This is a genomic window from Cupriavidus sp. GW823-FHT07A04 (assembly GCF_058794615.1).
Genome location: NZ_JBXAHA010000008.1, coordinates 76,562 through 99,685, shown reverse-complemented (window position 1 = coordinate 99,685; position 23,124 = coordinate 76,562). Strand labels below are relative to the sequence as shown.

At 65.1% G+C, this 23,124-nt stretch carries 24 protein-coding genes and 1 tRNA gene; 12 read left to right on the top strand and 13 right to left on the bottom strand.

What is annotated here, in order from left to right:
• Positions 1-40: 40 nt before the first annotated feature.
• The 4 genes from AC1Q7Q_RS15430 (at position 41) to AC1Q7Q_RS15415 (ending at position 3,515) form a co-directional block, all read left to right on the top strand.
• A complete protein-coding gene (locus AC1Q7Q_RS15430; protein WP_492374360.1) occupies positions 41-697 on the top strand; it encodes an SCO family protein in 657 nt (218 codons plus the stop codon).
• A 7-nt stretch (positions 698-704) separates the two neighbouring features.
• Positions 705-1,808 carry a COX15/CtaA family protein gene (locus AC1Q7Q_RS15425; RefSeq protein WP_492374359.1) on the top strand — a complete coding sequence of 368 codons (1,104 nt, stop codon included), beginning with the start codon at positions 705-707 and terminating at the stop codon, positions 1,806-1,808.
• Entirely contained in the window at positions 1,805-2,740 is a 936-nt protein-coding gene (locus AC1Q7Q_RS15420; RefSeq protein WP_492374358.1) for a heme o synthase, read from the top strand. Before AC1Q7Q_RS15425 ends, AC1Q7Q_RS15420 begins: the two co-directional genes overlap by 4 nt.
• A gap of 148 nt (positions 2,741-2,888) precedes the next feature.
• A complete protein-coding gene (locus AC1Q7Q_RS15415) occupies positions 2,889-3,515 on the top strand; it encodes an SCO family protein (RefSeq protein WP_492374357.1) in 627 nt (208 codons plus the stop codon).
• A 99-nt stretch (positions 3,516-3,614) separates the two neighbouring features.
• Here AC1Q7Q_RS15415 and rpoH read toward each other — a convergent pair whose 3' ends face one another.
• Positions 3,615-4,511, bottom strand: a complete 897-nt coding sequence (rpoH, locus tag AC1Q7Q_RS15410; protein WP_220810654.1) for an RNA polymerase sigma factor RpoH — start codon at positions 4,509-4,511, stop codon at positions 3,615-3,617.
• Positions 4,512-4,908: 397 nt separating this feature from the next.
• On the opposite strand from rpoH, the gene AC1Q7Q_RS15405 reads away from it, so the two are divergent.
• Positions 4,909-5,784, top strand: a complete 876-nt coding sequence (locus AC1Q7Q_RS15405; RefSeq protein ID WP_492374356.1) for a pirin family protein — start codon at positions 4,909-4,911, stop codon at positions 5,782-5,784.
• Positions 5,785-5,808: 24 nt separating this feature from the next.
• Here AC1Q7Q_RS15405 and ybiB read toward each other — a convergent pair whose 3' ends face one another.
• The 5 genes from ybiB to AC1Q7Q_RS15380 form a co-directional block, all read right to left on the bottom strand.
• Positions 5,809-6,828, bottom strand: a complete 1,020-nt coding sequence (gene ybiB / locus AC1Q7Q_RS15400) for a DNA-binding protein YbiB (protein ID WP_492374355.1) — start codon at positions 6,826-6,828, stop codon at positions 5,809-5,811.
• Between the two features lie 126 nt (positions 6,829-6,954).
• Positions 6,955-7,758, bottom strand: coding sequence for an ABC transporter ATP-binding protein (locus AC1Q7Q_RS15395; protein WP_174426599.1), 804 nt, complete (start codon positions 7,756-7,758; stop codon positions 6,955-6,957).
• Between the two features lie 60 nt (positions 7,759-7,818).
• Entirely contained in the window at positions 7,819-8,757 is a 939-nt protein-coding gene (gene ntrB / locus AC1Q7Q_RS15390; protein WP_492374354.1) for a nitrate ABC transporter permease, read from the bottom strand.
• A gap of 85 nt (positions 8,758-8,842) precedes the next feature.
• The gene (locus AC1Q7Q_RS15385) at positions 8,843-10,162 is read right to left on the bottom strand and encodes a CmpA/NrtA family ABC transporter substrate-binding protein (protein ID WP_492374353.1); all 1,320 of its coding nucleotides are present in this window, start codon (positions 10,160-10,162) and stop codon (positions 8,843-8,845) included.
• 360 nt (positions 10,163-10,522) lie between these two features.
• Positions 10,523-11,176 carry an ANTAR domain-containing response regulator gene (locus tag AC1Q7Q_RS15380; RefSeq protein ID WP_441632299.1) on the bottom strand — a complete coding sequence of 218 codons (654 nt, stop codon included), beginning with the start codon at positions 11,174-11,176 and terminating at the stop codon, positions 10,523-10,525.
• A 208-nt stretch (positions 11,177-11,384) separates the two neighbouring features.
• On the opposite strand from AC1Q7Q_RS15380, the gene AC1Q7Q_RS15375 reads away from it, so the two are divergent.
• Together AC1Q7Q_RS15375 and maiA are read left to right on the top strand one after the other, a co-directional pair.
• Entirely contained in the window at positions 11,385-12,086 is a 702-nt protein-coding gene (locus tag AC1Q7Q_RS15375) for a fumarylacetoacetate hydrolase family protein (RefSeq protein ID WP_492375312.1), read from the top strand.
• Positions 12,087-12,090: 4 nt separating this feature from the next.
• The gene (gene maiA / locus AC1Q7Q_RS15370) at positions 12,091-12,738 is read left to right on the top strand and encodes a maleylacetoacetate isomerase (RefSeq protein ID WP_441632303.1); all 648 of its coding nucleotides are present in this window, start codon (positions 12,091-12,093) and stop codon (positions 12,736-12,738) included.
• An 89-nt stretch (positions 12,739-12,827) separates the two neighbouring features.
• On the opposite strand, the gene ftsY is transcribed toward maiA, so the two are convergent.
• Positions 12,828-13,973: a signal recognition particle-docking protein FtsY gene (ftsY, locus tag AC1Q7Q_RS15365; protein ID WP_492375313.1), complete on the bottom strand. Its 1,146-nt coding sequence runs from the start codon at positions 13,971-13,973 to the stop codon at positions 12,828-12,830.
• Positions 13,974-14,033: 60 nt separating this feature from the next.
• Here ftsY and AC1Q7Q_RS15360 point away from each other — a divergent pair, with 60 nt between their 5' ends.
• The 5 genes from AC1Q7Q_RS15360 (at position 14,034) to AC1Q7Q_RS15340 (ending at position 18,674) form a co-directional block, all read left to right on the top strand.
• Positions 14,034-15,545, top strand: coding sequence for a M16 family metallopeptidase (locus tag AC1Q7Q_RS15360; RefSeq protein ID WP_492375314.1), 1,512 nt, complete (start codon positions 14,034-14,036; stop codon positions 15,543-15,545).
• A gap of 24 nt (positions 15,546-15,569) precedes the next feature.
• Positions 15,570-16,931 carry a M16 family metallopeptidase gene (locus AC1Q7Q_RS15355; RefSeq protein ID WP_492375315.1) on the top strand — a complete coding sequence of 454 codons (1,362 nt, stop codon included), beginning with the start codon at positions 15,570-15,572 and terminating at the stop codon, positions 16,929-16,931.
• A gap of 77 nt (positions 16,932-17,008) precedes the next feature.
• A complete protein-coding gene (rsmD, locus tag AC1Q7Q_RS15350) occupies positions 17,009-17,638 on the top strand; it encodes a 16S rRNA (guanine(966)-N(2))-methyltransferase RsmD (RefSeq protein WP_183032820.1) in 630 nt (209 codons plus the stop codon).
• 217 nt (positions 17,639-17,855) lie between these two features.
• A complete protein-coding gene (gene coaD / locus AC1Q7Q_RS15345; RefSeq protein ID WP_043343402.1) occupies positions 17,856-18,344 on the top strand; it encodes a pantetheine-phosphate adenylyltransferase in 489 nt (162 codons plus the stop codon).
• A gap of 69 nt (positions 18,345-18,413) precedes the next feature.
• Complete coding sequence (locus AC1Q7Q_RS15340; protein ID WP_150991846.1) at positions 18,414-18,674, top strand: YfhL family 4Fe-4S dicluster ferredoxin; 261 nt, start codon at positions 18,414-18,416, stop codon at positions 18,672-18,674.
• A gap of 99 nt (positions 18,675-18,773) precedes the next feature.
• Here AC1Q7Q_RS15340 and pth read toward each other — a convergent pair whose 3' ends face one another.
• From pth to lolB, 6 genes are all read right to left on the bottom strand, one after another.
• On the bottom strand, positions 18,774-19,367 hold the full coding sequence (pth, locus tag AC1Q7Q_RS15335; protein ID WP_043343405.1) for an aminoacyl-tRNA hydrolase: 594 nt from the start codon (positions 19,365-19,367) through the stop codon (positions 18,774-18,776).
• A 344-nt stretch (positions 19,368-19,711) separates the two neighbouring features.
• Positions 19,712-20,314, bottom strand: coding sequence for a 50S ribosomal protein L25/general stress protein Ctc (locus AC1Q7Q_RS15330; protein WP_150991842.1), 603 nt, complete (start codon positions 20,312-20,314; stop codon positions 19,712-19,714).
• 121 nt (positions 20,315-20,435) lie between these two features.
• Complete coding sequence (locus AC1Q7Q_RS15325) at positions 20,436-21,389, bottom strand: ribose-phosphate pyrophosphokinase (RefSeq protein ID WP_017229695.1); 954 nt, start codon at positions 21,387-21,389, stop codon at positions 20,436-20,438.
• Positions 21,390-21,485: 96 nt separating this feature from the next.
• Positions 21,486-21,562: transfer RNA gene (locus AC1Q7Q_RS15320), tRNA-Gln, on the bottom strand.
• Positions 21,563-21,622: 60 nt separating this feature from the next.
• Positions 21,623-22,501 (bottom strand): 4-(cytidine 5'-diphospho)-2-C-methyl-D-erythritol kinase, encoded by an 879-nt coding sequence (gene ispE, locus AC1Q7Q_RS15315; protein ID WP_492375316.1) that lies wholly within the window; start codon positions 22,499-22,501, stop codon positions 21,623-21,625.
• Positions 22,498-23,118 (bottom strand): lipoprotein insertase outer membrane protein LolB, encoded by a 621-nt coding sequence (lolB, locus tag AC1Q7Q_RS15310; protein WP_492375317.1) that lies wholly within the window; start codon positions 23,116-23,118, stop codon positions 22,498-22,500. Before lolB ends, ispE begins: the two co-directional genes overlap by 4 nt.
• Between the last annotated feature and the right edge of the window lie 6 nt (positions 23,119-23,124).

Genomic DNA, 23,124 nt, shown 5'->3' with positions numbered 1-23,124 from the left:
CGCCCCTAACGACAGACAGACGACAGACAGACGAAACACTATGCAACAGCCAGATCCCGCTTCGGCCCAGACCGCCCGCGCCGCGCCGCAAGACTCGCGCATCGACGCCCGCACCCGTCGCGGCCGCATCCAGATGCTGCTGCTTCTGCTGGTGTGCGCTTCGCCTGTCATCGCTTCCTACCTGACGTACTACGTGTTCAAGCCGGCGGGCGGATCCACCAACTACGGCACGCTGATCGAGCCGCAGCGCCCGATGCCCGCGATACAGATCGGCAATGAGCGTGCCGAGTCCGTGCCGCTGGATAGTTTCAAGGGCAAGTGGCTGCTGGTGACGGCGGACGGCGCGGCGTGCGACGAAGCCTGCGCCAAGAAACTGTTCACCATCCGCCAGATCCGCGCGGGGCAAGGCCAGGACCGCGAGCGCATCGTGCCGGTGTGGCTGATCAGTGACGAAGGCCCGATCGATTCCCGCCTGTCTGCTGCCTACAACGAGCCCTATGCCGGCGTGCGCTTCCTGCGCGCCAACCGCGAGGCCATGCAGAAATGGCTGCCGGCGGAACCGGGTGCCCGGATCGAGGACAGCCTGTTCCTGATCGACCCGCTGGGTAACCTGATGATGCGCTTCCCCAAGGAGCCGGACCCCAAGAAGATGAGCTCCGACCTGAAGAAGCTGCTCAAGTACTCTCACATCGGGTGAGGCGCGCATGCTGCTCCAACTCGCCATCATCGGCGTCCTGATCGCGCTGTTCCCCTTGAGCTACGTGCTGGTCAAAGGGGACCGCAACAAGTATCGCAAGCTGGTCTGGATCACCGCCTTCCTGACGCTGGACCTGATCATGTTCGGCAGCTTCACGCGGCTGACGGACTCCGGCCTGGGCTGCCCTGACTGGCCGGGCTGCTATGGCCACTCCAACCCGCACGCGGCGCAGGAACCTATCCGCGCCGCCGAGACGGCCCTGCCCAGCGGGCCCGTGAGCATCACCAAGGCGTGGATCGAGATGATCCACCGCTACTTCGCCATGGCGGTCGGCGTGCTGATCATCACGCTGATGGTGCTGGCCTGGGTCAAGCGGCGCGAACTCAAGCAGTCGCCCTGGTTCGCCACCGGGGTGCTGCTGCTGGTGTGCGTGCAGGGCGCATTCGGGGCCTTTACGGTCACACTCAAGCTGCAGCCCATCATCGTGGTCACGCACCTGATGCTCGGCATGAGCCTGCTGGCAGCGTTGATCTGGCTGGGCTCGCGCAACGATCCACCCTTGCGGGTGGCGCCGCAGGCGGCCGGGCTGCGCTGGCCGGCGCGCATCGCGCTGGCCTTGCTGGTGCTGCAGATCTTCCTGGGCGGCTGGGTGAGCACTAACTATGCTGTGCTGGCGTGTACCGACTTTCCGCTGTGCAACGGCCAGCTCGTGCCGGACATGGACTTCCACCACGGCTTTACGCTGTGGCGCCAGCTCGGCATGACCGCCGACGGCGACTACATCCCGCACTCGGCCCTGGTGGCGATCCATTGGGTGCATCGCGGCTTCGCTTTCGTCGTGCTGGCTTTCCTGGCCTGGTTTGGGCTGCAGGCACGCCGCCATGGTGGCCTCACGCGCAGCGCGGGCTGGTTGCTGGGCTTTCTCGCGCTGCAACTGGCCACAGGTCTGTCGAACATCGTGTTCGACTGGCCGCTGGGCGCCGCGGTGGCGCATAACGGCGGCGCGGCGGTCTTGCTGCTGCTCCTGGTTCGCCTCAACTACAATATAGGGCTCGCGGCCCGGTCCGCTGACATTGCTACCGACGTGCCGGCCGCCGCGCGCGCCACATGAAAGACAAGAACTCTCCAGTGGTTACAGCTACCCACACACATCCCCTCGGGCGGGTTCGCCACCTGATCCGCCAGTACGCCGCCCTGACCAAGCCGCGGGTGACGCAGCTTGCCGTCTTCTGCGCCATCATCGGCATGTTCCTCGCCACGCCCGGCATGGTGCCGTGGCCGGTGCTGATCGGCGGTGCCGCCGGCATCTGGCTGTTGGCAGGTGCCGCTTTCGCCATCAACTGCCTGGTGGAGCAGAAGGTTGATGCGCTGATGCGCCGCACCGCGTGGCGCCCGTCGGCCACCGGCGAGATCACCACCATCCAGACGCTGGTGTTCTCCGCCGTGCTGGGTGGGGCAGGGATGTGGCTGCTGCACGTCTACACCAACGACCTGACCATGTGGCTGACCGTGGCCACCTTCGTGGGCTACGCCGTGGTGTACACCATCCTGCTCAAGCCGGCCACGCCGCAGAACATCGTCATCGGCGGCCTGTCCGGCGCCATGCCGCCGGCGCTTGGCTGGGCGGCGGTCGCGGGCGACCTGCCGGCGGAAGCCTGGTTCCTGGTGCTGATCATCTTCACGTGGACGCCGCCGCACTTCTGGGCCCTGGCCCTGTATCGCCGCGCCGACTACGCCAAGTCCGGCCTGCCGATGCTGCCGGTGACGCACGGCGAGCGCTTCACGCTGCTGCATATCCTGCTGTACACGCTGATCATGATCGCGGCCACGCTGCTGCCTTTTGTGTACGGCATGTGCGGCTATATCTACCTGGCGGCCGCGCTGATCCTGGGGGGCGGGTTCCTGGCCTACTCGTGGAAGATGTATCGCAACTACTCGGATGCGCTGGCGCAACGCACCTTCCGCTTCTCGATCCTGTATCTCTCGCTGCTGTTCGCCGCGCTGCTGGTCGATCACTACTTCAAATTCCTGCCGCAGGCCTGAGCGGGGCGCGCAGGCTTGCGGCATCTTGTCGCGGCCTGCGCGCGTGGCGGCCACGATCGGCGATACTGCGTGTCATCTGTTAATGTGACCTTGTCGCGCCTAGCCGCCTGCCGGGCGGCGCCGGCTCGCCAACACCACCCGAACTCGCATGCCAAACCATTTCCCTTCAGGCTTTCTCCCCACCTTCGCGGCCTTCCGCCGGTTTTGCCTGCTGGCCCTGTGCGCGCTGCTGCTGGCGGCATGCGGCCAGCAGAAGGCTTCCTTCAAGAACGTCGATATCACCGGCGGCAGCGAGTTCGGCAAGGACTTCGTCCTTACCGACCACAACGGCAAGGTGCGCTCCATTGGCGACTTCAAGGGCAAGGCGGTAGTGATGTTCTTCGGCTATACGCATTGCCCTGACGTGTGCCCGACCACCATGGCCGAGCTCAAGGCGGTGATGGAACAACTGGGACCGGACGCCGACAAGGTGCAGGTGTTGTTCGTTACGGTGGATCCGGAGCGTGATACGCAGGCGCTGCTGGCGCAGTATGTGCCGGCCTTCGATCCGCGCTTCCTGGGCATGCGCCCGGCCGACGATGCCGCGCTGCAGAAGGTTGCGAAGGACTTCAAGGTGTTCTACGCCAAGGTGCCGGGCACGTCCCCGAATAACTACACCATGGATCACTCGGCGGGCAGCTATGTGTTCGACCCGAGCGGCAAGCTGCGCCTGTTTATCCGCCACGGCCAGGGGCCGGAGCCGATCGTGCACGACCTCAAGCAACTGCTGTCCTGATGCTGTCATGAGGCGGGCCGCCGGCGCGAAGCCGGCAGGCAAAATAAAACAGGGCCGGTCGCGAGACCGGCCCTGTTCTACTTTTGGTGCGCTTAAGCCTTAGGCAAAGGCCTGCAGCGCACCCTTCATCTTCTTCATCGCCGCGGTTTCGATCTGGCGGATGCGTTCGGCGGAAACGCCGAATTCGTCAGCCAGTTCGTGCAGCGTGGAGCCGCCCGAGCCGTCGTCGTTGACCTGCAGCCAGCGCGCCTCGATGATGCGGCGGCTACGGTCGTCGAGCTTGGACAGCGCTTCTTCCAGGCCTTGCACCTGCAGGCGGTCGTGGCGCTGCGCCTCGATCACGCGGGTGGGCTCGTTGTGGTTGTCGGCCAGGTAGGCGATGGGCGCGAAATCCTCTTCGCCATCGTCGATCTGCCCTTCGAGCGCCAGGTCGCCGCCCGACAGGCGGGTTTCCATCTCCATCACTTCTTCCGGCTTGACGTTCAGCTCGCGCGCAACCGCGTCGATCTGTTCCGGCGTGAAGGTATGGGCACCTTGCTTGTGGCTGCGCAGGTTGAAGAACAGCTTGCGCTGAGCCTTGGTGGTAGCCACCTTGACCATGCGCCAGTTCTTCAGCACGTATTCGTGGATCTCGGCCTTGATCCAGTGCATCGCATAAGACACCAGCCGCACGCCCTGATCCGGGTCGAAGCGCTTCACGGCCTTCATCAGGCCGATATTGCCTTCCTGAATCAGGTCTGCATGGGGCAGGCCATAGCCGAGGTACTGGCGGGCGATGGACACCACCAGGCGCAGGTGCGACAGCACCATGCGGCGCGCCGCATCGACGGAGTCGTGCTCGCGCAACTCGCGCGCGAGCCGCTGCTCTTCCTCGGGGGTAAGCAGGGGAATACGGTGGACAGCCTGGATATAGCTGTCGATATTTCCCAGCGTTCCGGGAAAGGTCAGCGCAAACGTCCCGGCGCCTTGTGGCACCGCAGGCAGACGGTTGGTCATTTGGGTTTGGTCAGCAGATAGGACTGCGTTCACTCGATGGCTCCTTTCGCATCCGGCGGGTGGGTTGCCCGCGTGTGCGGCCCTTTTCGGGGTCTCGCACTGCATTGCAACACATATTAGCACTCAAGCCGGGGGACTGCTAAGTTGGAGTGCCAATAGGGTTGATAGTTCCTGATAATCGAATGGTTCTTCTACATAGTATTTTATTCCGACATCTTGCAGGATGTGACGAGGCCACTATCTCACGCGGGTACGCGAACGATCCGACAGTGGTTAGAGGGCTGATGCCCCTGCCGGTTCTGTCGCCAGTTGAGATGCTGTGTTTCGCTAGCAGCTACACTCTTTTCATTTGTCTCAGTGGCGCTGAGCGTCAGCATCGACCAAATCGGGGAATATCATGTCTGCTATCGAGCACTTGCTAAAGCCGCACACCCGTGACCTCGGCGACTTTGCCGTGAGCCGTCTGCTGCCCGCCGCGGCAACCCAGACTGTCGGCCCATTCATCTTCTTCGACCACATGGGCCCGGTGGCCATGCCGCCAGGGGAAGGCGCCGATGTGCGCCCGCATCCCCACATCGGCCTGGCCACGGTCACCTACCTGTTCGAGGGCGAGATCCTGCACCACGACAGCCTCGGCAGCAAACAGGTCATCAGGCCGGGCGACGTGAACTGGATGACGGCTGGCAGCGGCATTGCGCACTCGGAGCGCTCGCCCCAGTCCGCCCGCGATGCCGGGCCGCGCCTGCACGGCATCCAGACCTGGGTGGCGCTGCCCAAGGAGCACGAGAACGTCGAGCCGTCCTTTCATCACCATCCGGCCGCGACGCTGCCCAAGCTGGAGCGCCCTGGCGTACGCATGACGGTGATTGCGGGCGATGCATTCGGCGCCGAGGCGCCGGTGAAGGTGTTTAGCCGCACGCTCTACGTGGCCATTGAGCTCGAGGCGGGCGCCAGCCTGGAGATTCCGGCGGAGCACGCCGAGCGCGGCATCTACCCGGTGGACGGCACCATCGCCCTGGACGGCGAAGTGTTGCCCGAGCGGCACCTGGCGGTGCTGGTGCCGGGCCAGCCGGTGACGTTGACGGCGCAGGTGGCGTCGCGCGTGATGCTGCTCGGCGGCGACCCGACCGATGGCCATCGCTTTATTTTCTGGAATTTCGTTGCCAGCACCAAGGAAGCGATCGAAGCAGCCTCCCAGCGCTGGGAAGATGACCAGTTCCCGCGCGTGCCGGGCGAGAACGATCGCATTCCGCTTCCACAGCGCAAGCGCTAAAGGCGCCTGCCTGGCGGGCGACGCTCAGACCGGGCTGGCCCAGGCCACGCGCGTGCCTTGCTGCAGGCAGTCGCGGATGGCGTCGATCTGCGTGGCGATCGGGGCAGGCACAGGCGCCTCGCCGTCCAGCACGAGGCGGATCCAGGCCGCGGTCTGGTCCACGTCACTGCCGGGCGGCAATTCCGGTACTTCAACGATGGAGCCCGACGTCGGGTCGACCAAGGTGCGTTGATGCCCGTCGTGCAGCCAGTCGATGCGGCTGTTGCGCCGGGCGTCCGCCACCACCTCGCCCTCTGTGCCTCGCGCCAGCAGCACATTGGCGGGCTCGCGCGAGAAATAATCGGTCAGGGTTTCGCGGTACTCGGGGTGGGTGTAGCTATACAGCCGCAGCGCCTCGGCCGGGCCGTGCGCGCCCACAGGCTGCAACATCTTGACCACCGTATGCGCAGAGTTGCGCAAGCCGATCTGCATGCGCTTGTCCAGCATCCGGGCCAGCGCCGGCGACAGCACGTCGATCGGCAGCACTGCCAGCGGGCCGGGCTGGGCATCCCTGCCGCGCAACTGGGATTCGGCCTGCGCCACGGAGCTGCAAGGCACGATGCCCAGCGCCTCGAACAGCGAGATGCTGGTGACGCGCCCGTTGAACTGGCGGGAGCCGTGCACCAGTACCGGAATGCCCTCGCGCGCCAGCAGCAACGCCAGCAGTGGCACCAGGTTAGGCTGTTTGCGCGCGCCGTTATAGCTGGGGATTGACACCACGACGCGGTCCGCCGGGCCGGCCAGCGGCAGGCAATGCGCGTGCGCGGCATCGAGCATCCCGGCCAGCTCGTGCGGGGCCTCGCCCTTGATGCGATAGGCCATCAGCACCGCGCCCAGCTCGATATCGGCCACGCGGCCTGCCAGCATGGCATCGAACAGCGCCTGGGCATCTTCGCGCGGCAGCGCGCGCGCGCCGTTGACGCCCCGGCCGATTTCCTTGATGTACTTCGCGGCAGCGAAAGCAGGGGCAGCGGGGGCCGCGGGGGAGGTAGGCGTGGTGGTCATGGCGGGTTGGGACTATGTGGTTTGAAGTCCATGATAGCGGAGCGGGCCGGCCGTGCCCATGACAGCCGCAATGCCGGCCCGGCTTCGCCCCTGGCGCGGCAGTGGCAGGCCCGTCATCGCCGCCGCTCAGGCGGCTTCCTTCAGGGCGGGATTGCGCTGCTTGCGGTACAGGAAGTCCAGCACTGCCGTGCGGCATGCGTGGTAATCCTTGTCCTCGGCCAACGCCATGCGCTCGCGTGGCCGCGGCAGGTCCACCTTCAGCACTTCGCCGATGGTGGCCGCGGGGCCGTTGGTCATCATGACGATGCGGTCGGCCAGCAGCACCGCTTCATCCACGTCGTGGGTCACCATCACCACCGTGCTGCGCGTCTTCGCCACGATCTTGATCAGTTCGTCCTGCAGGTGCGCGCGGGTGAGCGCGTCCAGCGCGCCGAAGGGCTCGTCCATCAGCAGCACCTTGGGCTCCATCGCCAGCGCCCGGGCGATGCCCACGCGCTGCTTCATGCCGCCCGAGATCTCCTGCGGATACTTGGCTTCGGCATGCGTCAGGCCAACCAAGGCCAGCGTGTCGTGCGTGCGGGCCTTCAGTTGCGCCTTGCTCTCGCTGGCGCCGAACACGCGCTCCACGCCAAGATAGACATTGTCGAAACAGGTCAGCCAGGGTAGCAGCGAATGGTTCTGGAACACCACCGCCCGATCCGGGCCGGGGCCGGCGATCTCGCGCTCGGCGCAGATCAGCGCGCCGGCGCTGGGCCGGTCCAGCCCGGCCAGCAGGTTAAGCAAGGTGGACTTGCCGCAGCCCGAATGGCCGATCAGCGTAATGAACTCGCCGCTGGCGATGGTCAGGTTGACATCGCGCAGGGCGACGAACGGCCCCTTCTTGGTCTTGAAGGTCTGCCCGACATTCTCGATACGGACGAACTTTTCCATGAGCTTCTCCTTGGGCGCCAGGGCGCGGGTAGCGACTTGGCGTCTTTGCGACTTAGCGTCTTAGTTGCCGTAGCTGAAGCGCTTGGCCAGGCTGAGCAGCGCATATTCGAGCAGCAGCCCGACCACACCGATGATGAAGATCGCGATAACGATGTGTTCCACCTTCAGGTTGTTCCACTCGTCCCACAGCCAGAAGCCGATGCCGGTGCCGCCAGTGAGCATTTCCGCGGCCACGATCACCAGCCAGGCGGTACCGATGGACAGCCGCACGCCGGTGAGCATGTACGGCAGCACGGCGGGCAGCAGCACGCGGGTGAACACCTTCCATTCGGAAAGGTCGAGCACGCGCGCCACATTCAGGTAGTCCTGCGGCACGCGGGTCACGCCCACCGCGGTATTGATCACCATCGGCCAGATCGAGCAGATGAAGATGGCCCAGATCGCCGCCGGGTTTGCCGACTTGAACAGCAGCAGGCCAATGGGCAGCCAAGCCAGCGGCGAGACCGGGCGCAGCAGGCTGATGATGGGCGCCATCATCGCGTTGAGAAAGGCGAAGCGGCCCAGCGCGAAGCCGGCCGGGATGCCGATCAATGCGGCCAGCCCGAAGCCCGCCGCCACGCGCGCCAGCGACGCCAGCACGTTCCAGCCGATGCCCTGGTCATTGGGGCCGTTGCGGTAGAACGGGTCGGCGAACAGCGGCACGGCGGCATGCCAGGTGGCGGCCGGCGTAGGGATGGCGGGGATCATGGTGGCGATGCCGTGCCACATCAGCAGGAACAGCGCAAAGCCCGCGACGGGCGGCATCACCTTGAGCACCACGGCGGTGATGGCGTCGCGCCGCGCCGCGCGGCGGGCCTCGGCTTGCGCGGCGAGCGCGCGGAGCTGGGCGCGTTCATGGGCTTGCGTGTCGCCAACCACGGCTAGCTCGGCGGTGATGCCGGCATCGGCGGGGGCGGCTTGGTTGGCGGCATGCGGGGCCGGCTGGGCTAGTGCATTCACGTCAGGCTCCTTCGGTAGCCGGCGTGTCGCCACGCCGGCGTTCAAGCGGCAATCAAAATCGGAATCACGCCGGGGCGCGTGCGCTTCAGGCCTTGATCTTGAAACCGTCGGCGTAGGCCTTGGGGTCCTTGCTAGCGTCCCACACCACGCCGTCGATCAGCTTCGCGGTACGGAAATCGCTCTTGGGCAGTGGCACCTGCGCGGCCGCAGCGGCCTGTTTGTAGATGTCGATGCGGTTGACCTTCTTCGCCACCTCCAGGTAGTCAGGGTGATCCTTGAGCAAGCCCCAGCGCTTTTGCTGCGTGAGGAACCACATGCCGTCGGAGAGGAAGGGATAGTTGGCGGCGCCGTCCTGGTAGAACTTCATCGAGTCCGGGTCGTCCCAGGTCTTGCCCAGGCCGTTGTCATAGCGGCCCAGCATGCGGTCAAGGATGATGTCCATGTCGGTGTTGACGTAGGACTTGGCGGCGATGGTCTCGGCGGTCTTGCGGCGGTTGGAGGCCGATGCGTCGATATACTTCGAGGCGTCGAGCACGGCGGCCACCATCGCGCGTGCCGTGTTGGGATACTTCTGCACGAACTCTGCCGTGGTGCCCAGGGTCTTTTCCGGGTGATCCTTCCAGATCGCCTGCGTGGTCTCCGCGGTAAAGCCGATCTTGTCGGCGATGGCGCGCGCCCCCCACGGCTCGCCCACACAGAAGCCGTCCATATTGCCCACGCGCATGTTGGCCACCATCTGCGGCGGCGGCACGGTGATGGCCTTGGCGTCCTGCATCGGGTTGATGCCGTTGGCGGCTAGCCAGTAGTACAGCCACATGGCATGGGTGCCGGTGGGGAAGGTCTGGGCGAAGGTGTACTCGCGCTTTTCCTTCATCATCAGCGCCTTCAGGCTGGCGCCGTCCTTGACGCCTTTCTCCGCCAGCTTGGATGACAGCGTGATGGCCTGGCCGTTGTGGTTCAGGTTCATCAGCACCGCCATGTCTTTCTTGGGGCCGCCAATGCCAAGCTGCACGCCATAGATCAGCCCGTACAGCACATGCGCTGCATCGAGTTCGCCGTTGACCAGCTTGTCGCGCACGCCGGCCCAGGAGGCTTCCTTGGTGGGCGTGATCTTGATGCCGTACTTCTTGTCGAAGCCGAGTGTGCCGGCCATGACGACCGAGGCGCAGTCCGTCAGCGGGATGAAGCCGATCCGCACCTCCGGTTTTTCCGGCGCGTCGGAGCCTGCCGCCCATGCGCCAGCGCGTACCAGGGGATCGACCAGGGTGATCACGCTGGCGCCGGCGATGGTGGCCAGGGCGCGGCGCCGTCCGTTGCTGGCGGGCACCGCATCGGCTCCCGTGGTGCTGGCGTCGGTGGCAACTGCTGCATGCAGCGACTTGGCAATCTTCAGGCGAGAGGGCATTGACACGGCTCCAAATAAAAAGCGTCCTGAACTGCTCCGCTTTCGCCAGAAATGCGGGGGGCAGGTCAGGACGCCGTTGTCCCGTGATGCGGCGCGGCCGTCGTTGGCGGCGCACATCGGTATGTGATCGGCCGTCGTTGGCCGATGCTTCGATTATGCAAGCCGCGTGCCAAGGGTTGGGAGGGCTGTTGTCGGGGTCTGACTGCCAGCGAGGGTGGACAAGGAGCCAGAAGCGGGCGCGCCAAAGCGGCGTCCGTGCGCTGCCGGTGCGTGAAAGGTGATGCGGTCGCGCCATCCTTGTGCATTGCACCAAGCGCGTGCGGGGCGCATTGAGGCGCCCGATCATGGTTTGTTCCGGGCTTAGCTCATCACATCGATGACCCGCCGCGCCGCCTCGACGAGCTTGATGCCGCGCTCCATCGCCATGCTGCGCAGCCGCTTGTAAGCCTCGTCCTCGGTCATGCCGCGCTCCTTCATCAGCAGGCCCTTGGCACGCTCCACTTCCTTGCGCTCGGCTAGCTGCAGCCGCGTGGCATCAAGCTCCGCGCGCAGTTCCTGGTCCAGTTCGAAGCGCGCATAGGCCACATCCAGCACGGTCTTGACGCGATCGGCGCGCAGGCCGTCGACGATGTAGGCGGTGATCCCTGCGCTCAGCGCGGCCTTGATGCGCTGGGCGTCGTCGTTGTCCGTGAAGAGCACGATGGGGCGCGGCGCGTGCTGGGTCGACACGCACACATGCTCGACTGTATCGCGCGCAGCGGACTCCGAGGCGATGATGATCAGGTCCGGCTGCCGCGCGGCGATTGCGTCGGGCAGCCGCAGGTCGGCATCCACCGTTTCGATGTCCGTGAAGCCCGCAGAGACAAGCCCGGCGCGGATCGTCTCGATATTGAGCGGATCCTCGTCATGCGGATCGCGCACCAGCAAAATGCGCAGCGCGCGTGAACCCGACGCGGCGGGCGCGGGGCTGGCAGGACTCGTCGGGGTGGAGGGGGCAGGGGGGCGTCTGTTCATGGCGTCACTTGGAATGCCTCTTGCCATGCAAGATTCGCGCCGAGATGCCTTTCATTGTATTGCGGGGTTTCCCGGATTCAATGGTTGCCGGCGCACGCGGCCAGAACCGCCGGTGTATGCTATTGCCCTGCTGCGCGGCAGGGCGTCTACTGGCGATGCCAGCATGCTGGCGCGTAGTCTAAAACACAGAATATGCTTGGAGAGATGGATGACCGAATTCGTATTTGCCCCGCCGGCGCCCAATGGCGTGCCCGTGCGCGGCAGCAGCACTCAGTTCCCGGTGCGCCGGGTCTACTGCGTGGGCCGCAACTATGCCGCCCACGCCCGTGAAATGGGTTCGGATCCCGACCGCGAGCCGCCGTTCTTCTTCTGCAAGCCTGCCGACGCCGTGAGCTATGTGGCTGACGGTACCGAAGGCGCCTTCCCCTATCCGCAGGGCACCAGCAATTGCCACTATGAAGTGGAGCTGGTCGTTGCCATCGGCAAGGGCGGCAAGGACATCGCCGAGGCGGATGCCGCGAGCCACGTGTTTGGCTACGCGCTCGGCCTCGACATGACGCGCCGCGACCTGCAGAACGAATCGAAGAAGACCGGTCGCCCCTGGGAAACCGGCAAGGCCTTCGACAAGTCCGCCCCGATCGGCCCGATCGTGCCGGTGTCCGCCATCGGCCATCCGGAGAAGGGCGCGGTCACGCTGTCCGTCAACGGTGTGGAGAAGCAGCGCGGCGACCTGTCGGACCTGATCTGGTCGGTGCCCGAGATGGTGTCGTATCTCTCCAAGCTGTTCGAGCTGCAACCCGGCGACCTGATCTACAGCGGCACGCCCGAAGGCGTGGGCCCGGTGGTCAAGGGCGATGTCATGCTGTGCAAGATCGAAGGCGTGGGCGAGCTCACCGTCAAGGTAGTCTGAGTCCATGCTCAAGCTTTACAGCTACTTTCGCAGCTCCGCCTCGTACCGGGTGCGCATTGCCCTGCAGTTGAAGGGCCTGCCTTACGAGTACATGCCAGTTCATCTGTTGCGCGACGGCGGCCAGCAACTGCTGCCGGCCTACCGGGCGCTGAACCCCGATGCGCTGGTGCCGACCCTGCTGGATGATGATCACGTATTGATCCAATCCGTGGCGATGGTCGAGTACCTCGACGAGACGCATCCCGAGCCGCCTCTGCTGCCGGGCAGCGCGCTCGACCGCGCCTACATCCGCGCGCTGGCGCTGGAGGTCGCGTGCGAGATCCATCCGCTGAACAACCTGCGCGTGCTGAAGTACCTCAAGCACACGCTGGGCGTGGCGGAGGAGGCCAAGGACGCGTGGTATCGCCACTGGGTCGAGCTGGGTTTCGAGTCGGTCAATACCAACCTCGTGCGCTCGGGCAAGGCAGGGCGTTTCTGCTTTGGCGATACGCCGACGCTGGCGGACATCTGCCTGGTACCGCAGGTGTTCAACGCGCAGCGCTTCAATATCGACGTGGCCCGCTACCCGGCCATTGCCAAGGTGTTCGACTCCTGCATGGCGCTGCCTGCGTTCCAGCAGGCCGAGCCCAAGGCGCAGCCGGACGCCGAATAAGCTGCCACGCCAGGTTCGGCAGGCCGCAAAAAGCAAGAAGCCCCGCAAGCGATTGCGGGGCTTTTTTACTGGCGAGCCGGGTGGACTGCTCAGCCGAGCAGTGCGTCGGCGAATTCCTCGGCCTTGAAGGGCTGCAAGTCTTCGACCTTCTCGCCCACGCCGATGAAGTAGACCGGCACCGGGCGCTGGCGCGCGATCGCGGCCAGGATGCCGCCCTTGGCGGTGCCGTCGAGCTTGGTCACGATCAGCCCGGTCAGGCCCAGCGCATCGTCGAACGCCTTGACCTGGGACAGCGCGTTCTGGCCGGTGTTGGCGTCGATCACCAGCAGCGATTCGTGTGGCGCGTTCGGCATCGCCTTGGCGATGACACGCTTGACCTTTTTCAGCTCTTCCATCAGGTGCAACTGCGTGGGCAGGCGGCCCGCGGTATCGGCCATCACGATATCGATGCCACGTGCGCGTGCCGCGTTGACCGCGTCGAAGATCACCGCGGCCGGGTCGCCGCTCTCCTGCGATACCACGGTGACGTTGTTGCGCTCGCCCCAGATGGTCAGCTGCTCGCGCGCGGCGGCGCGGAAGGTGTCGCCCGCGGCCAGCAGCACGGACTGGTCATAGCTCTGGAAGTGCTTGCACAGCTTGCCGATGCTGGTGGTCTTGCCGGCGCCATTGACGCCCGAGATCATCATCACCAGCGGCTGCTCGCGCCCCAGCGACATGGTCTTCTCGAGCGGGCGCAGCAGGTCGGTCAGCAGTTCGCGCAGCGCGGCCTTGACGCCTTCGGAGGTATCGATGCGCTCGTTCTTGACCCGGCGGCGCAGCGCGCTCAGCAGGTGCTCGGTAGCCTCGACGCCGGCGTCGGCCATGATCAGGGCAGTTTCCAGGTCCTCGAACAGGTCTTCGTCGACCTTGACGCCAACAAACAGCGTGCCCAGATTGCGGCTGGTCTTGGATAGCCCGGTGCGCAAGCGCTGCATCCAGCCGCGCTTGGCTTCGGCGGAGGCGGCCGGCGGCGGGGTCAGGACCAGTTCCTCGGCAGCGGCCGGAGTCATGCTCTGGACTGGCTGGATGGCGGTTGGCCGGACGGGAACGACGGCGGCCGGGGCAGGCCCGGCCGCGGGAATGGGGCTTGGTGCGCTGGCGGGCGCCGCGGCCGGTGTGGCGGCGGGCGCCGGGCTTTGCACCTCGGGCGGCGCACTGGCCGGTTCGGCCTTGCGCTTCTTCCAGAAACTAAACATTGGGAAAGGGGTCAATACCCCGGTAGAATCAATCGCCAAAATTCTAGCAGACGGGGTCGCATGAACCATTGTGCTGTCAGGTCCAGGTCGGGCGCCGCCCGTACCGCTTCGCTTCTTGCCGGCGCCGGCGCTGTTCGCCCGGCCGCTTTCTCCCGGCGCCTCGTTCCCACCCTTTTGTTGATCGCGATGCCCTGGTTCGGCGCAGCCTATGCGCAGACCGCCGTGGCGCCGCCGTTGCCGACTGGCCAGGCCACCGCCGCGGCGCAGGCCGATACCACCGAGTTCAAGCTGTCCAACGGCATGCGGGTCATCGTCAAGGAAGACCATCGCGCGCCCACCGTAGCCCACCAGATCTGGTATCGCGTAGGCGGCATGGACGAGGTCAGTGGCACCACTGGCGTGGCGCACATGCTTGAACACATGATGTTCAAGGGTACACCAAAGGTCGGGCCGGGCGAGTTTTCCAAGCAGATCGCCGCATTGGGCGGGCGCGAGAACGCCATGACCAACCGCGACTTCACGCTCTATTACCAGCAGATCAGCAAGCAGTACCTGCCGAAGATGATGGAGCTGGAAGCCGACCGCATGGCCAACCTCATCATCAAGAAGGATGAGTTCGAGCGGGAAATGAAGGTCGTGATGGAAGAGCGGCGCCTGCGCACGGACGACTCCGCGCGCGGCACCGTCTACGAGCAGTTGCTGGCCACCGTCTACACCGCCGGGCCCTACCGGCATCCCGTGATCGGCTGGCCGGCCGACCTGGTCAACATGCGCGTGGAAGACGTGCAGGCCTGGTACAAGAACTGGTACGTGCCCGACAACGCGATGCTGGTGGTAACGGGCGACGTCACGGCGGCCGAGGTCAAGGCGCTGGCGGAGCGCACCTACGGCAAGCTCAAGGCCCGCCCGCTGCCGCTGCGCAAGGACCAGCAGGAGCCGGCGCAGAAGGGCATCAAGCGGATCTGGGTCAAGGCCCCGGCCGAGAACCCCTACGTGGTCTTGGCGTACAAGGTGCCGCGCCTGCACGATGTCGAGAAGGACGTCGATCCCTACGCCCTGGAGGTCCTCTCTGCCGTACTGAATGGCTATGACAACGCCCGCCTGACGCGCGACCTGGTGCGCGAGCGCCGCATCGCCGACGACGTCAACGTGGGCTACGACAGCATCAACCGCGGCGAGTCCCTGATGGTGCTCGACGGTACGCCGGCCACTGGCCATACCACCGAGGAGATCGAGCGCGCGCTGCGCGACGAGATCGCCCGTATTGCGCGCGAAGGCGTCTCACCCGCAGAGCTCAAGCGGGTCAAGGCGCAGGTGGTGGCGGCGCAGATCTACAAGCGCGACTCGGTGTTCGGGCAGGGCATGGAGATCGGCGTGGCCGAGATCGCCGGCATTTCCTGGCGCCAGCTCGACCACATGCTCGACAAGATCAAGGCCGTCACGCCGGAACAGGTGCAGGCGGTGGCGGGCAAATACTTCAATGACGATAACCTGACCGTGGCGACCCTGCTGCCGCAGCCGATCGACCCGAACAAGGCGAAGGCTCCGGCCGCCGCCGACTCGCTCCGCTGAGCTCTCTAGAGGACAGGACCCAAGATGCCTCTCTTTGCCCCGACGATCCCGTCGCCACGCCTGTTGCGCCGCCTGGCAGGCGCGGCTTGCGGTGCGCTTGCCCTGATCGCCTCGCAGGCCGCGCTGGCTGCGATCCCGATCGAGCAGTGGACCACTTCCACCGGCGCCCGCGTGTATTTCGTGCGCAGCCCGTCCATTCCCATGCTCGACGTCAATATGGATTTCGACGCCGGCAGCCGCTACGACCCGGCCGGCAAGGCCGGCCTTGCCACGCTCGCCTCGGCCCTGCTCGACAAGGGCGCGGCCGCGCAGGATGGCCAGCCGGCCCGCAATGAAGCGCAGGTGGCTGATGCCTTCGCCGACACCGGCGCTGACTTCGGCGGCGCCGCCAGCAGCGATCGCGGCGGCATCGGCCTGCGCACGCTGACCTCCGAGCCGGAGCTCAGCCAGTCGCTCGCGCTGGCCGGGCAGCTGATCAAGGCGCCGTCCTACCCGGATGCCGTGGTGGCGCGCGAGAAGCAACGCCTGATCACCGCCATCCGCGAGGCCGATACCAAGCCCGGCGTGATCGCCGACAAGATGGTGTCGCGTGCGATCTATCCGTCGCACCCGTATGGTGTGTCGCCGACCGAGGCCAGTGTCGAATCGATCACGCGAGCCGATATCGAGCGCTTCTGGCGGGATAATTTCGCGGCGTCGCGTGCCGTCTTGACGCTGATCGGCGCCATCGACCGCAAGCAGGCTGAGACCATTGCCGAGCAGCTGACGCGCGGCCTGCCGGCTGGCGCCACGCCGCCCACGATGCCCCCCGTGCAACTCAAGATCCCGGCCAGCGAGCAGCGCGTGCCGCATCCGGCGCAGCAGGCTACGGTAGCCATCAGTCAGCCCGCCATTGCGCGTGGTGATCCCGACTACTTTGCCCTGCTGGTGGGCAACTACGTGCTCGGCGGCGGCGGCTTCAGCTCGCGCCTGACCGACGAGGTGCGGGAAAAGCGCGGCCTCACCTACGGCGTCGACAGCTACTTCGCGCCGGCCAAGCAGGCAGGGCCCTTCGGCATCGGCTTGCAGACCAAGAAGGCACAGACCAACGAAGCGCTGGCGCTGGTGCGCAAGGTGCTGGCGCAGTACGTGGCGCAAGGCCCCACCGACACCGAACTGAAGGCTGCCAAGGACAATCTGGTCAACGGCTTCCCGCTGCGCATCGACAGCAATCGCAAGCTGCTGACCAATGTGGCCAATATCGGCTGGTATGGGCTGCCGCTGGACTACCTTGACACCTGGACCGCCCAGATCGGCGAGGTCACCCGTACCCAGGTCCGCGAAGCCTTCCAGCGCCACGTGTTCCCGGACGCCATGGCGACTGTCATCGTGGGTGGACCGGAATAACGCAGTGACAGGCGCGGGCGCCGGGAGGCGTTCCCGGCGCTTGCGCTTTTCCGCGCCGCAGGCTCTACAATCACGGCATGAATTCGCGTACCCGATCTCCCTCGCCCGCAGCCAGCGGGCGATCCCCATCCCCCTCGCCGCGGCAGTCTCCTGCCCAGGTCCGCATCATTGGCGGCAAGTGGAAGCGCACGCCGCTGCCCGTGCTCGATGCCGAAGGCCTGCGTCCCACCCCTGACCGCGTGCGCGAGACCCTGTTCAACTGGCTTGGACAGGACATGTCAGGGCTGGCTTGCCTCGACCTGTTTGCCGGCTCCGGCGCACTGGGTTTCGAGGCTGCCTCCCGGGGTGCCCAGCAGGTCACCATGGTCGAAGCCAATCCGCGCGTGGCCAAGCAGCTGCGCGACAACCAGTACCGGCTCGACGCCCAGCAGATCCGGGTGGTGCAAGGCGATGCATTCGCGACCGCGGCACAGATGCCGTCGGCCAGCTTCGACGTGGTGTTCCTCGATCCGCCCTTTGCCGAAGACTGGCTTGGCCCCGCGCTGGAGCATGCGGCGCGGCTATCACGTCCAGGCGGCGCCGTGTATGTGGAAACGGATCGCGCCCTGATCGGCCCCGACGCGCCCGTGCCGGCTGCGCTGGAGATCGTGCGGCATGCGCGGGCTGGCGCGGTGCACTTCCATTTGCTGCAACACAGGAACCTTTGAAGGGCCAGTGGCCGCGAGCATTGTGACCGGTCACCTGAACGCAAGATGCGGCGGCGCGGCAAAACCGCGATGTGGCGGCTTGCAAGTGCCGCGTTTAGAGTTACACTACGCCGCTGTCGCCAACGCTCGTCACGCAGCCTTGGCTCCAGCCCTCACCATAGTGGGCGGGGTCGATCGGTCCATCCAGGACCGGCGGCGGGCAGAACAAGGAGGAAGCATGGTCGTCGCGGTCTATCCCGGCACTTTCGACCCAATGACCCGGGGCCACGAGGATCTGGTGCGCAGAGCATCCAATATCTTCGATGAGCTCGTGGTCGGGGTGGCGCATAGCCCCAACAAGCGCCCGTTCTTTTCGCTGGAAGAGCGCATAGGCATTGCCCGTGAAGTCCTGGGCCACTATCCCAATGTGCGCGTCGAAGGTTTCTCCGGCCTGCTCAAGGATTTTGTCCGCAAGAACAATGCGCGCGTGATCGTGCGGGGTTTGCGCGCGGTATCCGACTTCGAGTACGAGTTCCAGATGGCGGGCATGAACCGTTACCTGCTGCCGGACGTGGAAACCATGTTCCTGACGCCGTCCGACCAGTACCAGTTCATCTCCGGCACCTTCGTGCGCGAGATCGCGGTGCTTGGCGGCGATGTCAGCAAGTTTGTGTTCCCCTCGGTCGAACGCTGGCTTGCGGAAAAGATCAGCAGCAAAACGGAATAAGATAGAGTCTTGCAACATGTCGGCCGCGGCCAGTCGGGCGCGGGACATGCTGGGTTCAAAGGAAACACCATGGCACTATTGATCACCGACGACTGCATCAATTGCGACGTTTGTGAGCCGGAGTGCCCAAACGAAGCCATTTCGATGGGGCCCGAGATCTATGAGATCGACCCCAACAAATGTACCGAATGCGTTGGGCACTTCGACGAGCCGCAATGCCAGCAGGTTTGCCCTGTGGCTTGCATCCCGCACGATCCCAACCGCATTGAGACGCGCGAGATCCTGATGGATCGCTACCGTCTCCTTACGGCGGCCAAACGGGCAGCCTGAGCTACCACCGCGGCTGGCGGCACGAAGTTCGCAGCACAAAAAGCCCCATGACCTTCGCGGTGATGGGGCTTTTTGTTTGGGCGCGCGCGTTCAGCGGTTTCAGCGGTTCGTATGCAGTTCCAGCATGGCGCGTTCGGACTCGCCTTTGGCCAGCAACCCAAGCGGTGCGATGCTGCGGTCGATGGCCTCGTCGATGGCCTGCTGCTCCTCGCGGCGCGGCGGCTTCAGCACAAAATTGATCACATCCTCGCGCTCGCCGCCGCCACCGGCCGAATTGCGCGGATGGCCGACACCAATGCGCAGGCGCCAGTAGTCCTGGGTGGTCAGGTGTGCGGAAATGTCCTTGAGGCCATTGTGGCCGCCCGCGCCACCGCCACGCTTGAGCTTGACGGTGCCCGAGGGCAGGTCCATCTCGTCATGGGCCACCGCGATCTCGTCCGGCAGGATCTTGTAGAAGCGCGCGAGCGATACCACGGACAGCCCGGAACGGTTCATGAAGGTGGACGGCTTGAGCAGCCAGATCTCCTGGTCCCACAGCCGGGCACGCGCTGCCAGCCCGTGGAAGCGGCCTTCCACGCGCAGGGTGACGCCGCCCATGCGGGCCAGCTGGTCGACCAGCCAGAAGCCGGCATTGTGGCGCGTGGCTTCGTATTCCGCCCCGGGGTTTCCGAGGCCGACGATGAGTTTGATCATGCGTTGTACTTCTTGGTTGATGGGGCTCGGCGCACGAGGCGCGGGGCGGCTGGCAACGGCTTGGCCGCAACTACAACTGCAAAGTCAAAATCAACTGCAGTTTCACCACCCCTGCGGGGCGGCGACCTACTTTTTTGTCTTGCCAAAAACGTAGGCAAAAAAGGCGCGCCATACGGCCTTGGCACACCTTGACGGCTCGCTTCGCATCGCGCATGGGTGTGCTGCCAGAAGCCAAGCATACGCGAACCTCGGGACGAAAAAAAACCGCCGGACGCGCCGGCGGTTTTTTCTTGCGGCTGCGAGAGCCATCCTGTTGCACGGCCCAAAGGCCGCGTTCAGGGTACTCAGGCAGCAGGCGTTTCGCCTTCGGCAGCTTCCGACACGCCGCCGGCCGGCAGCGAGATGCTGGCGATAGCGGGGTTTTCGTCACCGTGGGTGATGGCGCTCACGCCCTTCGGCAGCTTCACGTCGGACAGGTGCAGGGTCTGGCCCAGTTCCGCATTGCCCAGGTCCACTTCGATGAACTCAGGCAGGTCGGCCGGCAGGCACGACACTTCCAGTTCGTTCAGGATGTGGTTGACGATGCCATGGCCCAGCTTCACGCCCGGGGCGTTTTCCTGGTTCATGAAGTGCAGCGGCACCTTGACGTGGATCTTGTCGGTGGCCGACACGCGTTGGAAGTCAACGTGCAGGACCAGCGGCTTGAACGGGTGCATCTGGAAAGCGCGCAGCAGGGCCTTTTCAGCCTTGCCTTCCACTTCGAGGTCGAGAATCGACGAGTGGAATGCTTCTTTCTTCAGCGCGTGGAACAGTGCGTTGTGATCGAGTTCGATCATCTTGGGTTCGGCTGCGCCGCCATAGATGATGCCGGGGGTCTTGCCGGCGTTGCGCAGGCGGCGGCTCGCACCCGTTCCCTGTACGCTACGCTCGAAGGCTACTACTTTCATGATGACTCCAAATGTAAGAGGGCTGTCCGCGACCAGACAGCCCGATGAACCTCGTCACGTGCCGTAGTAGGGGTCTTACTCCCCAAAAACAGCCGCAAACGCGGTAAAGCCTTGAATTCTATCAGGAATCGGCAAACAGCGACATGATCGAGTCGCCCTTGACGATCCGGGTAAAGGTCTCTGCCAGCAGCGATGCGGTCGAGAGCTGGCGAATCTTGCCGGACTGGATGGCATCGTCGCGCAGCGGAATCGTGTCGCACACCACCACTTCATCCAGTTCGGAGTCGGCGATGCGGGCAGCCGCGCCACCGGACAGGACCGGGTGGGTACAGTAAGCGAATACCTTCAGCGCGCCGCGTTCCTTGAGCACCTGGGCCGCCTTGCACAGGGTGCCGCCGGTGTCGATCATGTCATCCATGATCACGCAGTTGCGGCCGTCGACTTCACCGATGATGTTCATCACCTCGGCCACGTTGGCCTTGGGGCGACGCTTGTCGATGATGGCCAGGTCGCAATTCAACTGCTTGGCCAGCGCACGGGCGCGCACCACGCCGCCGACGTCGGGCGAGACCACCAGCAGATTGCCGTAGTTCTTCTCGCGCAGGTCGCCCAGCAGAACCGGGGAGGCGTAGATGTTATCAACCGGGATATCGAAGAAGCCCTGGATCTGGTCGGCGTGGAGGTCCATGGTCAGGACCCGCTCGACGCCGGCAACTTCCAGCATGTTGGCGACCACCTTGGCCGAGATCGCGACGCGCGCCGAACGCGGGCGGCGGTCCTGGCGGGCATAGCCGAAGTAGGGCATGGCGGCAGTGATGCTGCGTGCCGAAGCGCGCTTGAGCGCATCGACCATCACCATCAGTTCCATCAGGTTGTCGTTGGTCGGCGCGCAGGTGGACTGCAGCACGATGACGTGCTTGCCGCGAACATTTTCCTGGATTTCAACTTGGACTTCGCCGTCGGAGAACCGACCGACCTGGGCCTTCCCGAGCGGGATGCCGAGGTGCTGAACGACAGCCTCCGCGAGTTTGGGGTTGGCGTTGCCGGTAAAAACCATCAAGCCTTCGCTGCTCATTCGGTGCACCTGTCTTGCTACTGGAGGGGGAACGATTGCTGCCGGCTAGTGCCGGCAGCTTTTCGTGCAGGTCCGTAAGGACACTGTAGGATGTAATGGCAGGGGAAGAAGGATTCGAACCTTCGAATGCCGGAATCAAAATCCGGTGCCTTGACCAACTTGGCGACTCCCCTACACAACCGGGTACGTCCATCGTCACATTCAACTGCATGCGACGCCGAACGAAAAACTCTTTATGCGAGCGTTGCGAGTGGGTGTTGCGATAAACTCTTCGCACACCTGCCATCCCATTCGGGAGGCAACCGGTCTAGTACCTGCTGCGCAGTTTGCTCGTCGTTAAATCGTGCAAACACGCAGGCTCCGGAACCGGTCATCCTTGCATGTGGACTGTACTGTCTCAACCATTCAAGGGCTCGGGCAACTTCGCCGAACTTCACTGTTGCTATCGCTTCCAGGTCGTTGCGACCGAAACCGAACTTGTTTGTGCATCCAGTGAAGTCCGCTATTATGGTGATCGCCGTATCCCTTGTCAAGCGCTTGTCCGAAAAAATTGCAGCGGTCGGAACATGCTGCCGCGGATGGATGATCACGAACCAGCTTTCAGGCAATTCAACCGTCGTCAGTTCCTCGCCTATCCCTTGCGCGAACGCGTTTTCCCCATGCACAAAGAACGGCACGTCGGCACCTAGTGAAAGGCCGATGCGCTTGAGTTCGTCGCGTCCCAGGCCCAGGCCCCAAAGATGATTCAGTGCCAGCAGCGTGGTCGCCGCGTCCGATGAGCCGCCGCCGATGCCGCCGCCCATCGGCAGCCGCTTGGCAATGGCGATGTCCGCGCCAAAGCGGGTGCCGCCAGCTTGCTGCAAGGCCTGCGCGGCGCGCACGATCAGGTCGCTCTGCGCCGGTACGCCCGGCACGTCGTTGATGCGCTCGATGCGGCCATCATCGCGGCGGAAAAAGTCGAGCGTATCGTTCCAGTCCACCAGTTGGAAAACCGTCTGCAGCGTGTGGTAGCCGTCCGCGCGGCGTCCGGTCACATGCAGGAAGAGATTCAGCTTGGCGGGCGCCGGGCAGTCGCGCAGCGCAGGCGGAGGCAGGGTGCAGGCCGTGCTCATTGTGCTTGCTCCGGATCGATGACCAGGCGTACCGAGAGCGGGTTGGCTGCGCCGTCGCGCGCAAGGTCGATGCGGCGCGGGCTCGCCGTGGCCGGCGTGGATGGCGTTGTGGGCGTGGCTTCCTGCCATGCCACGTAGCGCACGGTCCAGCCGTTCTGCGCCAGGGTGGCCAGCCGTCCGCTGTCGTCACGCGTGGTGCGCGCCGGGCTGCCGGGTGCGGGGCGCGCGTGCAGCCAGTCGCGCAGGCCTGCCACCGGCAGCGAAAACCCAAGTGCTTCCTCCAGCAAGGTATCGACTTCGGGCGCGTTGCGTGGTGGCTGGTTGGGCAGGTCGAGCGTGGCCCCGGAAGGCGTGGAGGTGACCACCGCCAGGGTCTGGCCCAGCGGCGAGATCAGGTCCAGGCGCACATTGCGGCCTTGCTCATGCCATTGGAAGCTGCCCTGCACGCCTTCATCGCGGCCATAGCGCACGTAGTTGGCGGCGAAGCGGCCGCTGAGGTCGCGAGCCTGGGCGGTCTCGCCGGCATCGAACTGCCGCGTGGGCGTGATGCTGGCGCAGGCGGCGAGCCATAAGGGGGCGCTCAGGCAGAGCAGGGCAAGGCGTCGGGATCTGGGCATGGCGTT

Bases quoted from the DNA above. Each gene is read 5' to 3' on its own strand.
- AC1Q7Q_RS15430 (WP_492374360.1), top strand. From the start codon at position 41: ATGCAACAGCCAGATCCCGCTTCGGCCCAGACCGCCCGCGCCGCGCCG.
- AC1Q7Q_RS15425 (WP_492374359.1), top strand. From the start codon at position 705: ATGCTGCTCCAACTCGCCATCATCGGCGTCCTGATCGCGCTGTTCCCC.
- AC1Q7Q_RS15420 (WP_492374358.1), top strand. From the start codon at position 1,805: ATGAAAGACAAGAACTCTCCAGTGGTTACAGCTACCCACACACATCCC.
- AC1Q7Q_RS15415 (WP_492374357.1), top strand. From the start codon at position 2,889: ATGCCAAACCATTTCCCTTCAGGCTTTCTCCCCACCTTCGCGGCCTTC.
- rpoH (WP_220810654.1), bottom strand. From the start codon at position 4,511: ATGACCAACCGTCTGCCTGCGGTGCCACAAGGCGCCGGGACGTTTGCG.
- AC1Q7Q_RS15405 (WP_492374356.1), top strand. From the start codon at position 4,909: ATGTCTGCTATCGAGCACTTGCTAAAGCCGCACACCCGTGACCTCGGC.
- ybiB (WP_492374355.1), bottom strand. From the start codon at position 6,828: ATGACCACCACGCCTACCTCCCCCGCGGCCCCCGCTGCCCCTGCTTTC.
- AC1Q7Q_RS15395 (WP_174426599.1), bottom strand. From the start codon at position 7,758: ATGGAAAAGTTCGTCCGTATCGAGAATGTCGGGCAGACCTTCAAGACC.
- AC1Q7Q_RS15385 (WP_492374353.1), bottom strand. From the start codon at position 10,162: ATGCCCTCTCGCCTGAAGATTGCCAAGTCGCTGCATGCAGCAGTTGCC.
- AC1Q7Q_RS15380 (WP_441632299.1), bottom strand. From the start codon at position 11,176: ATGAACAGACGCCCCCCTGCCCCCTCCACCCCGACGAGTCCTGCCAGC.
- AC1Q7Q_RS15375 (WP_492375312.1), top strand. From the start codon at position 11,385: ATGACCGAATTCGTATTTGCCCCGCCGGCGCCCAATGGCGTGCCCGTG.
- maiA (WP_441632303.1), top strand. From the start codon at position 12,091: ATGCTCAAGCTTTACAGCTACTTTCGCAGCTCCGCCTCGTACCGGGTG.
- ftsY (WP_492375313.1), bottom strand. From the start codon at position 13,973: ATGTTTAGTTTCTGGAAGAAGCGCAAGGCCGAACCGGCCAGTGCGCCG.
- AC1Q7Q_RS15360 (WP_492375314.1), top strand. From the start codon at position 14,034: ATGAACCATTGTGCTGTCAGGTCCAGGTCGGGCGCCGCCCGTACCGCT.
- AC1Q7Q_RS15355 (WP_492375315.1), top strand. From the start codon at position 15,570: ATGCCTCTCTTTGCCCCGACGATCCCGTCGCCACGCCTGTTGCGCCGC.
- rsmD (WP_183032820.1), top strand. From the start codon at position 17,009: ATGAATTCGCGTACCCGATCTCCCTCGCCCGCAGCCAGCGGGCGATCC.
- coaD (WP_043343402.1), top strand. From the start codon at position 17,856: ATGGTCGTCGCGGTCTATCCCGGCACTTTCGACCCAATGACCCGGGGC.
- AC1Q7Q_RS15340 (WP_150991846.1), top strand. From the start codon at position 18,414: ATGGCACTATTGATCACCGACGACTGCATCAATTGCGACGTTTGTGAG.
- pth (WP_043343405.1), bottom strand. From the start codon at position 19,367: ATGATCAAACTCATCGTCGGCCTCGGAAACCCCGGGGCGGAATACGAA.
- AC1Q7Q_RS15330 (WP_150991842.1), bottom strand. From the start codon at position 20,314: ATGAAAGTAGTAGCCTTCGAGCGTAGCGTACAGGGAACGGGTGCGAGC.
- AC1Q7Q_RS15325 (WP_017229695.1), bottom strand. From the start codon at position 21,389: ATGAGCAGCGAAGGCTTGATGGTTTTTACCGGCAACGCCAACCCCAAA.
- ispE (WP_492375316.1), bottom strand. From the start codon at position 22,501: ATGAGCACGGCCTGCACCCTGCCTCCGCCTGCGCTGCGCGACTGCCCG.
- lolB (WP_492375317.1), bottom strand. From the start codon at position 23,118: ATGCCCAGATCCCGACGCCTTGCCCTGCTCTGCCTGAGCGCCCCCTTA.